At 72.4% G+C, this 11,840-nt stretch carries 10 protein-coding genes and 1 riboswitch; of the genes, 6 read left to right on the forward strand and 4 right to left on the reverse strand.

Features of this window, described 5'->3' with window-relative positions:
- Positions 1–32: 32 nt before the first annotated feature.
- The 3 genes from LNW73_RS27895 to LNW73_RS27905 all read left to right on the forward strand — a co-directional run bounded on the left by LNW73_RS27895 (position 33) and on the right by LNW73_RS27905 (position 3,188).
- On the forward strand, positions 33–833 hold the full coding sequence (locus tag LNW73_RS27895; RefSeq protein ID WP_250991764.1) for a carbon-nitrogen hydrolase family protein: 801 nt from the start codon (positions 33–35) through the stop codon (positions 831–833).
- Positions 834–873: 40 nt separating this feature from the next.
- On the forward strand, positions 874–2,577 hold the full coding sequence (locus LNW73_RS27900) for a flavin monoamine oxidase family protein (protein ID WP_250991765.1): 1,704 nt from the start codon (positions 874–876) through the stop codon (positions 2,575–2,577).
- A gap of 152 nt (positions 2,578–2,729) precedes the next feature.
- Entirely contained in the window at positions 2,730–3,188 is a 459-nt protein-coding gene (locus LNW73_RS27905) for a phospholipase (protein WP_138353013.1), read from the forward strand.
- Between the two features lie 24 nt (positions 3,189–3,212).
- Here the strand turns inward: LNW73_RS27905 and LNW73_RS27910 are convergent, their stop codons facing one another.
- A complete protein-coding gene (locus tag LNW73_RS27910) occupies positions 3,213–3,905 on the reverse strand; it encodes a DUF5995 family protein (protein WP_250974946.1) in 693 nt (230 codons plus the stop codon).
- An 82-nt stretch (positions 3,906–3,987) separates the two neighbouring features.
- Positions 3,988–4,851, reverse strand: coding sequence for an NAD-dependent epimerase/dehydratase family protein (locus tag LNW73_RS27915; RefSeq protein ID WP_250991766.1), 864 nt, complete (start codon positions 4,849–4,851; stop codon positions 3,988–3,990).
- Between the two features lie 154 nt (positions 4,852–5,005).
- Here LNW73_RS27915 and LNW73_RS27920 point away from each other — a divergent pair, with 154 nt between their 5' ends.
- Complete coding sequence (locus tag LNW73_RS27920; protein ID WP_250991767.1) at positions 5,006–5,884, forward strand: helix-turn-helix transcriptional regulator; 879 nt, start codon at positions 5,006–5,008, stop codon at positions 5,882–5,884.
- Between the two features lie 51 nt (positions 5,885–5,935).
- On the opposite strand, the gene LNW73_RS27925 is transcribed toward LNW73_RS27920, so the two are convergent.
- Positions 5,936–7,393: a glycosyltransferase family 2 protein gene (locus LNW73_RS27925; protein ID WP_250974943.1), complete on the reverse strand. Its 1,458-nt coding sequence runs from the start codon at positions 7,391–7,393 to the stop codon at positions 5,936–5,938.
- A 307-nt stretch (positions 7,394–7,700) separates the two neighbouring features.
- Between LNW73_RS27925 and LNW73_RS27930 the strand changes: the two genes are divergently transcribed.
- The gene (locus tag LNW73_RS27930) at positions 7,701–9,002 is read left to right on the forward strand and encodes an alginate lyase family protein (protein ID WP_250991768.1); all 1,302 of its coding nucleotides are present in this window, start codon (positions 7,701–7,703) and stop codon (positions 9,000–9,002) included.
- A gap of 8 nt (positions 9,003–9,010) precedes the next feature.
- Here the strand turns inward: LNW73_RS27930 and LNW73_RS27935 are convergent, their stop codons facing one another.
- Entirely contained in the window at positions 9,011–10,204 is a 1,194-nt protein-coding gene (locus LNW73_RS27935; protein WP_250991769.1) for an MFS transporter, read from the reverse strand.
- Between the two features lie 85 nt (positions 10,205–10,289).
- Between LNW73_RS27935 and LNW73_RS27940 the strand changes: the two genes are divergently transcribed.
- Entirely contained in the window at positions 10,290–11,513 is a 1,224-nt protein-coding gene (locus LNW73_RS27940; protein WP_250991770.1) for an ROK family transcriptional regulator, read from the forward strand.
- A 131-nt stretch (positions 11,514–11,644) separates the two neighbouring features.
- A riboswitch (FMN riboswitch) is annotated at positions 11,645–11,775 on the forward strand.
- Positions 11,776–11,840 lie beyond the last annotated feature (65 nt).

Consider the following 11,840-nt stretch of genomic DNA (forward strand, 5'->3'; position numbering starts at 1 on the left):
CCGAACGGACCATCGAGCGACGAAGAGGATCCATGCCGCCGCTGCGCATCGCGCTGTACCAGGGCCCCGGCGGCGTTCCGGATTCCACCGGCGCCGCCCTGGCCGCGCTGGACCGCGCCGCCCGGCGGGCGGCGGCCTCCGGCGCCCGGCTGCTCGCCACCTCCGAGATGTACCTGACCGGGTACGCGCTCGGTGACCGGATACCCGGGCTGGCCGAGCCCGCCGACGGTCCCGGCGCGCTGCGCGTCGCGGAGATCGCCGCCGAGCACGGCATCGCGATCGTGTACGGCTATCCCGAGCGGGCGGGCACCGCGGTCTTCAACGCCGCGCAGCTCATCGGCCCGGACGGCACCGCGCTGGCGAACTACCGCAAGACCCATCTGTTCGGCGGCTTCGAGCGCGAGCACTTCACCCCCGGCGACACCGCCGTGGTCCAGGCGGACCTCGACGGCACCCGGATCGGGCTGCTGATCTGCTACGACGTCGAATTCCCGGAGAACGTCCGGGCCCATGCCCTCGCGGGCACCGACCTGCTCGTCGTCCCCACGGCGCTGATGCGCCCGTACGAGTTCGTCGCACAGACCCTCGTCCCGGCCCGCGCGTACGAAAGCCAGCTGCATCTGGCCTACGCCAACCGCTGCGGCGCCGAGGGCGAGTTCCACTTCACCGGGCTCAGCTGTCTGGCCGGGCCCGACGGCACCGTCCGCGCCCGGGCCGGCACCGGCGAGGAGCTGGTGATCGCCGACGCCGACCCGGAGCTGCTGCGGGCCGCGCGGGACGAGACCCCGTATCTGCCCGACCGGCGGCCCGAGTTGTACGGCACGCTCGTCTGACGTTCGTCTGACCCCTTTTTTCGCGAGGAGACACCCCCCGATGACGTCCGTGCCCACCGCGGTCCATGACGAGCAGCACGTCCAGGCGCAGGCCGAGCCCCCGATCACGATGTTCGGGCCGGACTTCCCCTACGCCTACGACGACTACCTGGCGAGCCCGGCCGGGCTCGGCGCCGTACCGGCGACCGAGCACGGCACCGAGGTCGCGGTCATCGGCGGCGGGCTCTCCGGCATCATCACGGCCTACGAGCTGATGAAGATGGGCCTCAAGCCCGTCGTCTACGAGGCGGACCGGATCGGCGGCCGGCTGCGCACCGTCGGCTTCGAGGGCTGCGACGCCGACCTGACCGCGGAGATGGGCGCGATGCGCTTCCCGCCGTCGTCCACCGCCTTCCAGTACTACGTGGACCTGGTGGGCCTGCAGACCCGGCCGTTCCCCAACCCGCTGTCGCCCGGCACCCCCTCCACCGTCGTCGACCTCAAGGGCGAGTCGCACTACGCCACGTCCGTCGACGACCTGCCCGAGGTCTACCACCAGGTGATGCACGCCTGGAACGCGTGCCTGGAGGACGGCGCGGACTTCTCCGCGATGCAGCGCGCCCTGCGCGAGCGCGACGTCCCCGTCATCCGCGAGATCTGGTCCGCGCTGGTCGAGAAGCTCGACAACCAGACGTTCTACGGGTTCCTCTGCGACTCCCCGGCCTTCAAGTCCTTCCGGCACCGGGAGATATTCGGCCAGGTCGGCTTCGGCACCGGCGGCTGGGACACCGACTTCCCCAACTCCATCCTGGAGATCCTGCGGGTCGTCTACACCGGCGCCGACGACGACCACCACGGAATCGTCGGCGGCAGCCAGCAGCTGCCGCTGCGGCTGTGGGACCGCGAGCCGGACAAGCTCATCCACTGGGAGCGCGGCACGTCGCTGTCGTCGCTGCACGGCGGCACACCACGCCCGGCGGTCACCCGGCTGCACCGCACCGCGGGCAACCGGATCACGGTCACCGACGCGGCGGGCGACATCCGGACGTACCCGGCGGCGGTCTTCACCGCGCAGTCCTGGATGCTGCTGTCCAAGATCGCCTGCGATGACTCGCTCTTCCCGATCGACCACTGGACGGCGATCGAGCGCACCCACTACATGGAGTCGTCCAAGCTCTTCGTGCCGGTCGACCGGCCGTTCTGGCTGGACAAGGACGAGCAGACCGGCCGCGACGTGATGAGCATGACGCTCACCGACCGGATGACCCGCGGCACGTACCTGCTCGACGACGGCCCGGACCGGCCGGCGACCATCTGCCTGTCGTACACCTGGTGCGACGACAGCCTCAAGTGGCTCCCGCTGAGCGCCAACGAGCGCATGGAGGTCATGCTGACCTCGCTCGGTGAGATCTACCCCAAGGTCGACATCCGCTCGCACATCATCGGCAACCCGGTGACCGTGTCGTGGGAGAACGAGCCCTACTTCATGGGCGCCTTCAAGGCGAACCTGCCGGGTCACTACCGCTACCAGCGGCGGCTGTTCACCCACTTCATGCAGGACGCGCTGCCGCGGGACAAGCGCGGCATCTTCCTCGCGGGCGACGACATCTCCTGGACGGCGGGCTGGGCCGAGGGCGCGGTCCAGACGGCGCTCAACGCGGTGTGGGGCGTCATGCACCACTTCGGCGGCGGCACCGACGCGACCAACCCCGGTCCTGGCGACGTGTACGAGGACATCGCGCCGGTCTTCCTCGACGAGGACTGAGCGCCGCCGGGCACCCCGTGCGGCCAGCCGGGTTGACGTCGTAACGGGACCGGGGCTTAAGGAGACGTATAGCGGGACGCCAGCCGCTCGCGGTGCAATCCTCCGAGTAAGCGGCCCGCCCCACGCGGGCCGCCGGATCCCGGAGGTAGCGCATGAGCCGTCGCCTGCCCGTAGTCCTGGCCCTTCCGGCCGCCGCCCTGATCGCCGTCGCCGGCGCCGCAGTTCCGGCGTCCGCGGCACCCGCCGACAAACCCCAGGTCCTGTCCAGCTGGACCCAGACCAGCGCCTCCAGTTACAACGCCTTCATCTCGGCACGCAACAACCAGGGTGCCTGGTCCGCCTACGGCTTCGACTGGTCCACGGACTACTGCTCGTCGTCGCCCGACAACCCGCTGGGCTTCCCGTTCAACCTGGGGTGCGCCCACCACGACTTCGGCTACCGCAACTACAAGGCGGCCGGACAGTTCAGCGCCAACAAGCCCCGGCTGGACAGCATGCTGTACGAGGACCTCAAGCGGGTCTGCGGTTCGCACGGCTACAACGTCGTGACGAAGGCCGCCTGCAACAGCCTCGCCTGGACGTACTACCAGGCCGTCAAGCAGTTCGGCTGACCCCCGGTCCGCCCCGGCCCCGGGTCACCGGCCGGCCAGCGGAGTGAGCAGGAACCGGCCGACGAGCCCCACGCCCGCGTCGAGCCGGTCCACGCATTCCCGGTACATCTCACCGGTGTGCCGCAAGGACCAGAGCAGGCGGGACGCGGCCCAGGCCGCGTCCCGTGCCCGTTCCAGGCTCCAGGAGCCGACCAGATGGGTCAGCGGGTCGGCGACGTCGAGCAGGTCGGGCCCCGGCATGAGGTCCTCGCGGACCCGCTCCTCGATGGCCACCAGCACATCACCGATCCGCTCGAAGTCCCGTTCCATCGCGAGGGGTTCACGGTCCAGGGCCCGGCAGGTGTCGACCAGCGCGAGCGCCAGGTCATGGCCGATGTGCGCGTTGATCCCGGCGAGTGCGAACTGCAGCGGCCGCACCCCGCGGTGCCCGCGCAGCTGCAGCAGCGGACGCCAGCAGGCGGGGGCCCGGCGCCGGGAGGACACCGCGCCGACCGCCGCCAGATAGCGGCCGGCGAAGCGGACGTCCAACTCGGCGGCGGCGTGCGGGTCGTCGAAGACCCCCGCGGACATCAGCCGCCGCATCTCCTCGGTGACGGAGAGATAGACCCGGTTGAACACCGCGACGCCGTCGTGCGGCGGGAGCGCGGCATCCAGCGCGCGCATCCGCGCCACCACTTCGTCCACGTCACCGGGGACCGTCCGCCGCACCGTCGTCATGTGCCCAGCGTCCCAGCCGGCGGGCACCGGGCACGGCCGCGCGCCGGTGCGTCCCTGAAACGGGTGATGCCGGACCGCCGGGTCACAGCGCGCCCGCGTCCCACGCGGTCCACACCGAGGGGTAGCGGGGGCCGAACCCCAGCTCGTCGCGGATGCGGGCGGTCGACACCACGCCCTCCCACGGGTCGTCCAGCGGCCGGCCCGCCATGCCGGCGGGCAGCTCCACCCCGTTGAGCTGGTGCAGCTCGACCGCGGACACCGGGGCGTCGTCGGCGATGTTGTAGACCCGCCCCGCCGCTCCCGGCGCGCGCAGCAGCCGCAGCAGCCCCTGGGCGACATCGGCGTGGTGCACCATCGTCAGCCGCCGGTGCCCGGCCCAGCCGCCCTCCCACCGCAGGGACTGCGCCAGATGCGGGTCACCCTCCCCGTAGACGAAGGCGAGCCGGCCGATCCGCACATCGAGACCGTGCTCGCGGTGCAGCGCCAGCAGACCGCGCTCCGCCTCGGACTTCGAGGCGGGGTAGGCACCCCACATCGGGGAGCCGGGCAGCGGCTCGTCGTCCTCCACCGCCGGACGGCCGCGCCCCGCGCCGTACACCAGGTTCGTGCTGACCTGGACGAAGCGGCCGGCGCCCGCCTCGACGGCGCCCCGGCCCAACTCCAGCGCGGCGTCACGGTTGACCGCCCAGGCCTCCTCGTCCGGCACGCCGCGGAAGGCCGCCGCGATGTTCAGCACCGTGTCCACCCCGGCCAGCGCCTTGCGCACCGCCTCCGGGTCCCGCAGCTTGCCGACCGCGACCTGCGCCCCGAGCGCGGCGGCGGGGGCGCCGCGCTCCTCGTCCCGTACCAGCACCCGGACGGCGTCGCCGGGCGCCGTCCGCGCCAGCAGCCGGGGGACGAACCGCCGTCCGACCTCGCCCGTCGCGCCCGTCACCAGAGTCAGCATGTCCCGCTCCTCGCATCTGCCGTGTCGGCCGTGCCAGCGGATCGTGCCCGCCGTGCCCCAGCGTGCGGCGGAACGCCGTGCGGCGGGAGAGACCCGTCGATCCGGGGATCAGCAGTCCCTGGATACCGTCCGGCCGCGGCCGCATGCTGGAGGGGTGGACAGAACCGAACTCGCCGACTTCCTGCGCCGCAGCCGCGCGCGCCTCAGCCCCGCGGACGTGGGCCTCACCGGGGGCGCCCGCCGCCGCACCCCGGGGCTGCGCCGCGAGGAGGTGGCGCAGCTGGCGGGGATGTCCGCCGACTACTACGCGCGCCTGGAGCAGGCCCGCGGCCCGCGGCCGTCCCGGCAGATGCTGGCCGCGCTGGCCCGCGCGCTGCGGCTGACGGAGGACGAGCGCGACCATCTGTTCCATCTGGCGGGGGAGGAGCCCTCGCCCGCCCACCGGCGGGGCGACCCGGCGTACGACCGCGAGGGCGCCGCCCATGTCAGGCCCGCGCTGCTGCTGATCCTGGACCGTCTGCACGACACCCCGGCGCAGGTGATGAGCGACTTCGGCGACGTACTGGCGCAGAACGCGCTGGCCGCCGCGCTGGTCGGCGATGTGTTCTCCGGCCCGCCGGGGCAGCGCAACATCGTCCGCCGGATGTTCACCGACCCTGCGGCGCGCGAGCTGTTCCCGGCCGAGGACCGGGACGGGCTCGCGCGCGGCCAGGTGGCGAATCTGCGGGCGGTGCTCGCGGCCCGGCCCGAGGACCCCCGGCCGGCCGCCCTGGTGGCGGAACTGCGCGCCTCCAGCGCTGAGTTCGCGCGGCTGTGGGAGGCCCACGAGGTGGCCGTCCGGCGCTCTTCGTCCAAGCGGTTCCAGCATCCCGTGGTGGGGTTGCTGGAGCTGGACTGCGAGCTCCTGCTGAGCACCGAGCACGACCAGCGGCTGATCGTCTACTCGGCGCGGCCGGGCACCGACTCCTACGAGCGGCTGCGGCTGCTGCGCGTGGTCGGGCTGCAGGACCTCACGCCGAGCGGCCTCGGCTGACCGCTACGGCGCTCCAGCTCAGCGGGACCTCACCGCGACCTCACCGCGACGTCAGCGGGACAGCCGCTTGCGGACCTTGCGCTTGACCATTCCGGCGAGGCCGCGCCAGTTGGTGACGATCAGTTCCGCCTGGCTCTCCGGGTCGCGGGAGAGCCAGACCAGCATCGGGCGGAGGCCGGAGACGAACCGCCGGCGGCCGCCCGCGCCCGCCGGGAGTCTCGTTCCGGGGAAGCGGACGGGGAAGTCCTCGGACCGCTCGCCGTAACTCAGCCGGAGCAGTATTTTCCAGGCTCCGGGCCGCCGGACCTCGGTGCCGAGATGCGCCACGTCGAAGACGGTCCTGAAGGTCAGCGCCGACTCGTCGCCGCCCGGATCCGTGGTGGGCACGACGACCTCGTGCCCGTCGCCCACCCGCTGGAGCACGAAGTGGTGTTCCAGTTTCCCGGGGCGGCTGGCGGCCCGCAGCCGGGTGCGCAGGGTGGCCGTGAACCGCCGGTTGTCGGGCAGCCAGGCCATCTCGGTGATGTCCGCCCAATCGGACTGCTCGAACCGGGCGAGGGCGATGAGTTCATCCAGCTGACCGCCGCGCAGCAATTGGCCGCGGGTCTGGTGGAGCGGGGAGAGCGGGGCGAGGACCTCCTCAGGGATGAAGTCCTCGAGGAGTTCGGAAGCCAGCCGCACATAGGCCTTCTGCTGATCCTCCGGCCAACGCGGGAAATTACGGCCGAACTTGCCGAGAATCTCCACCTGGCCCCAGCGCAGGAGCAGGCTGTTGCGCCGGGCGCCCGGTTCGGTCTTCTCGACCACCGTCTCCAGGACCTTGCGGATGCCCGCGTAGAAGACCTCGGGATCGGGCCCCTGCTGGGTGAGATGGGGGAATCCGTCCCGCATCATCAGGTAGTAGCAGTCGTAGTCCGCGACCACCGAGATCGCCCGGGCGGCGAAATAGGCGGGCACGATGAAGATCTGCTCCTCGGCCAGCCGGACACCCTCCGCGAAGCGCAGTCCGTGCTCGGCCACCAGCGAGCGGCGGAACAGCTTGTGCGCGGTCAGGCTCCAGACCGCCTTGGTGCTGTAGATGTCGCCCCGCTCGACGTTCTGCTTGAACGGTCCTGCGGCCGCGGTCCTGCCGACCCCGCGGATACGTCCGAGCACGACATCGGATTCGTCGCGGCGGGCCGCGCCGACCAGACGCTCGAGCGCCTCGGTGCCCAGATAGTCGTCCGGGTCGGCGAAGAAGAGGAACTCTCCGGTGGCGGCGTCGATGGCGCGGTTGCGCGGGCCGCCGGGAGCGCCCGAATTCTCCTGGTGCAGAACCCGGATCTCCGGATGCCGGGCGGCCCAGCTGTCGAGCAGCTCACCACTGCCGTCCGTCGATCCGTCATTGACGGCCACGACCTCGATACGGTCGATTCCGATCGTCTGGTTGACCACGGATTCCAGACATTCATCCAGAAAGTCGACGGCGTTGTAGACCGGAATGATGACGCTTACCCATTTCTCGGGCACGGTCGCGGTCGCCTCCTTGGTAATGGCCGCAGCAAAGAGAGGGGGAGTTCTGATCCGGTCGGCGATGTGGGGCACTCCGGCGCCGAGGAAGGGCAATCTAGCGTAAGCCCGGGGTGGAGGAACCTCCGCCCGGCGGTTGGTGCCCGCCCGGCGGACCTCCGCGGTAATTGATGTCATCCATGGCTTTTCTCCCCCTTCTGTTCTCATCCGTGAATCGTGTGCGGGGCGTTGTCAAGCGAGAAGGGCTGTCCTACGCTCACACGGTCGTCAGCGTGAACACCATTCATGTATGTGATTGGAGTCTTTGATGAGCGGAAGACGTTGGGGCCGGGGAGCGCTGCTCGCCACCGTGGCCGGGCTCGCCGCCCTGCTCGTGCCCATGGCATCGCCGGCGTCCGCGGCGCCCGCGCACGCGCCGGCGTACACCCGGGCCGCGCCGAAGGCACCGCGGACCGTCGTGCTGGACGGTGAGCAACTGCGGTGGACGAAGGCGCGCCTGGCGAAGGGCGACCCCGCGCTGCGGCGGGCCGTCGCCGACCTGCGGACGCAGGCCGACGGCTGGCTGGGGCAGGGGCCCTGGACCGTCACCGACAAGGACCGCACGCCGCCCGGTGGAGACAAGCACGACTACCTCAGCCAGGCCCCGTACTGGTGGGCGAGCCAGCCCAGGACGGCGGACAACCCGATGGGATGCCCGTACGTCCAGAAGGACGGGCAGCGGAATCCCGAAGTTGACGAACTCACCGACCACGACGAGCGCGGTGAGGTGTTCGCGTCCGCCTACACCCTCAGCCTCGCCTGGTACTACACCGGCGACCCGGCCTACTCGCGGCACGCGGCCGAGATCCTGCGCACCTGGTTCACCGATCCGGCCACCCGCATGAACCCGAACCTGGACCACGCGCAGATCATCCCGTGCAAGTACGACGGCCGGGCGATCGGCATCATCGACTTCTCCCAGGGCTTCACCAGCGTCCTCGACGCGACCGCGATCCTCGACACCGGAGCCCCCGGCTGGACCCAGGGCGACAGCGGCGGGATGCGCACCTGGTACGAGGGCTTCCGCGGCTGGCTCGGCGGCGCCTTCGGCAAGGAGGAGGCGGCGGCCGCCAACAACCACGGCACCTTCTTCGACATGCAGCTGGCCGCACTCCAGCTCGCCACCGGTCACGACAACCTGGCCCGGCAGACGGTGCTGAAGGCCGGGGCCGGGCGGATCGACCCGCAGATCGCCGCCGACGGCGGCCAGCCCGGCGAGATCTCCCGCACCCGCAGCTGGCACTACTCCACCTTCAACCTGGTGGCGTTCACCCGGCTCGCGGCGATCGGCCGGCACGTCGGCGTGAACCTGTGGTCCTACCGGGGTCCGGCCGGGCAGCGGCTCTCCGCCGCGGTCGACTACCTGCTGCCCGCCGCGACCGGCAAGGCGCCCTGGCCGCACCCGGAACTGGACTTCCGAGCCTACGCGGCGAGCGACATCGTCCATGCCGCCGCCGACGCCGGGGACCCGAAGGCCCGCGCGGCGGTGCCCTCGCTCCAGGCCCCGCCCGGCGGCGATCTGTGGGCGCTGCGCCCCGCGGCCGAGCAACTGGACTCGATCACCGGCTGAGCCCCCGCTCATCCGCCGGACGGGGCGGCGACGGCCCGTCCGGCGGCCGGGCGCAGCACCCCCGCGCCCACCACGAGTCCCACCGCGAGCAGCGTCACGAGGCCGAACGACGCCGTCAGGGAACTGGCGTTGGCGATGACCCCGATGGCGGCCGGGGCCACCAGCCCCGAGGTGTACGTCACGGTCGCGACACCGGCGATGGCCTGGCTGGGCACCGGGCCGGCGTGCCCGGCCGCGGCGAAGCAGAGCGGCACGACCACCGCGATGCCCACACCGAGCAGCGCGAAGCCGGTGATGGCCAGCGGCTGCGCGTCGGCCGCGACCACCAACAGCCCGCCCACGACGGCGAGCAGACCGCCGGCCCGCACCGTCCGCACCGGGCCGAGCCGCCGTACCACCGCGTCCCCGGCGAGCCGGGTCGCGGCCATGGTGCAGGCGAAGGCCGTGTAACTGGCCGCGGCGACACCGGCCGAGGCGCCGGTGACATCGCGGAGGTAGACCGCGCACCAGTCCATGCTCGCGCCCTCCGCGAAGACCGCGCAGAAGCCGATCGCCCCGATGATCAGGGCGGAGCGCGGCGGCAGGGCGAACCGCGGCGGCGCCTCCGCCTCCAGCTCCGGGTGGATGTCGGGTGCGCCGGCGCAGGCGACGTAGCCGAGCGGTACCAGCACCACGGCCATGACCGCCAGATGCAGCCGGGCGTCGACGCCGCCGTGTGCGGCGGCCACGCCGATCGCCGAGCCGGCCAGGGTGCCGGCGCTCCACATGCCGTGCAGCCCCGACATGATCGACTTTCCCTTGCGCTGTTCGACGTCGACGCCCAGCGCGTTCATCGCCACGTCGGCCATGCCGGACGTGGCGCCGTAGACGAAGAGCAGGCCGCAGAGCCAGACCAGCCCGGGGGCCGCGGCGGGCAGCGCCAGCGCCGCGCACCACAGGGCCAGCAGTCCGCGCAGCGCCGCCCGGGAGCCGAACCGGTGCATGATCCGTCCGGCCAGCGGCATCGCCAGCGACGCGCCGACGGCCGGGAAGACCAGCGCCAGGCCGAGCTGGCCGGCGCTGAGGTCCAGTTGGTCCTTGATCCAGGGAATCCGGGTGGCGAAGTTGCCGGTGACGGAGCCGTGCACGGCGAACACCGTCGCGATGGCTATGTGGGCCCGGCGGAGCCCCGGTTCGGCCTTCCGCGTCACTGCACTTGTCATGGCGCGTAAACTATCAGGTAGCCTGCCTGATAGAAATGGCTTTTCGGATGCCTGTTCCACGGCCCGTGTCTGGAAGGATCCCGGCATGACCGCCACCCGCGCGCACACCGGCCCCGTGCTCCCCGGCCCCACCGCCTCGCCGCGCACGGCCCGTGTCATCAACGACCGGCTGGCGCTGGGGCTGCTGCAGAGCGAGGGGCCGCTGACCGCCGCCCAGTTGAAGAACCTCACCGGGCTGTCCCGGCCCAGCGTCGCGGACCTGGTCGAGCGGCTCCAGGACGCCGGGCTGATCGAGGTCGTGGGCACGTCGGGGGACGACCGCCGCGGTCCCAACGCCCGGCTCTACGCGATCGTCGCCGACCGCGCGTACATCGCCGGAGTGGACATCCGCACCTACAGCATCGGCATCACCGTCGCCGATCTGCTCGGCCGCACCGTCGGCACCGCGGCCATGCCCGTCGGCCCGACCGACGACCCGCGGGAGGTGACACGGCGCGGCACCGCACTGCTGGAACGGACCGCCCGCGAGGCGGGCGCGGCAGCGCTGCACACCGTCGCCTTCGGGGCGCCCGGCCTCGTCGACCCCGCCACCGGCCAGCTCCGCGCCACCGGCGCGCTGCCCGCCTGGCACGGCGACCTGGTCACCGAGGTACGCGGCCGGCTCGGCATCCCGGTCCTGCTGGAGAACGAGTGCAACCTGGCCGCGATCGCGGAACAGCGCGTCGGCGCGGCCCTCGGCCAGCACACCTTCGTCCTGCTGTGGCTCGGCGCGGGAGTCGGGGCGGCCGTCGTCCTCGACGGACAGCTGCGGCGCGGCGCCTCGGGCGGTACCGGCGAGATCGGCTTCCTGCCGGTGCCCGGCACCTCGCGGCTGCCGTCCGTCACCGACTGCGAGGGCGGCTTCCACTCACTGGCCGGCTCCGCCGCGGTCTGCGCGCTCGCGCGCCGGCACGGCTTCCCCGACCCGGGCGACGGCGTCGAGACGGCCGAGGCCGCCGTCCGCTGGGCCCGCGGACCCGGGCCGGGGGAGCGGAACGCAGTGTTCCTGGACGAGCTCGCCGACCGGATCTCGATCGGCACCGCGGCGGTCTGCGCGGTGCTCGACCCCGGCTGCGTGGTGCTGGCCGGAGAGATCGGCCGGGCGGGCGGCGAGGCGCTGGCCGGGAGGGTCGCGGAGCGGCTCCCGCTGATGTCACCGCTGAGCACCGACGTACGGGCCGGCACGGTCACCGGCAGCGCGGTGCTGCGCGGCGCCGTGCTCTCCGCCATGGACGCCGCCCAGGAGGACCTGTTCGTCCCCGCACCCTGACCGCGCCCCCGGCCGCCCCCGTGGAACCCCTCCCGGACCGTATTCCCGCCCCTCTCGTGAGCCAGAGCACAGTCGCCTCTCTACCGGTGCTGTGATCGGACGTGGCAGACTGAGAGATGTATCAGTGACGTTTGCGCACTCCGGGGTCGGTGTAATTCCGAACCGGCGGTTACAGTCCGCGACCCGTCCGCAGCCAGCGGCCGGTTGACCAGGTGAAACTCCTGGACCGACGGTGAAAGTCCGGATGGGAGGCAGTGCGCGGCGGGCTATCACCGGTGCGCCGCTGCTGTCGGCTCGTCCTTCGGGCGAACCGTTTCCCGGCCTCGG

It is taken from the genome of Streptomyces sp. RKAG337, from assembly GCF_023701715.1.
Taxonomy (GTDB): Bacteria; Actinomycetota; Actinomycetes; order Streptomycetales; family Streptomycetaceae; genus Actinacidiphila.

What these genes read in the sequence shown, in the direction of transcription:
- LNW73_RS27915 (WP_250991766.1), bottom strand. Translation starts at nt 4,851, where the DNA reads ATGCTGACTCTGGTGACGGGCGCGACGGGCGAGGTCGGACGGCGGTTC.
- LNW73_RS27935 (WP_250991769.1), bottom strand. Translation starts at nt 10,204, where the DNA reads ATGACAAGTGCAGTGACGCGGAAGGCCGAACCGGGGCTCCGCCGGGCC.
- LNW73_RS27905 (WP_138353013.1), top strand. Translation starts at nt 2,730, where the DNA reads ATGAGCCGTCGCCTGCCCGTAGTCCTGGCCCTTCCGGCCGCCGCCCTG.
- LNW73_RS27940 (WP_250991770.1), top strand. Translation starts at nt 10,290, where the DNA reads ATGACCGCCACCCGCGCGCACACCGGCCCCGTGCTCCCCGGCCCCACC.
- LNW73_RS27900 (WP_250991765.1), top strand. Translation starts at nt 874, where the DNA reads ATGACGTCCGTGCCCACCGCGGTCCATGACGAGCAGCACGTCCAGGCG.
- LNW73_RS27895 (WP_250991764.1), top strand. Translation starts at nt 33, where the DNA reads ATGCCGCCGCTGCGCATCGCGCTGTACCAGGGCCCCGGCGGCGTTCCG.
- LNW73_RS27910 (WP_250974946.1), bottom strand. Translation starts at nt 3,905, where the DNA reads ATGACGACGGTGCGGCGGACGGTCCCCGGTGACGTGGACGAAGTGGTG.
- LNW73_RS27930 (WP_250991768.1), top strand. Translation starts at nt 7,701, where the DNA reads ATGAGCGGAAGACGTTGGGGCCGGGGAGCGCTGCTCGCCACCGTGGCC.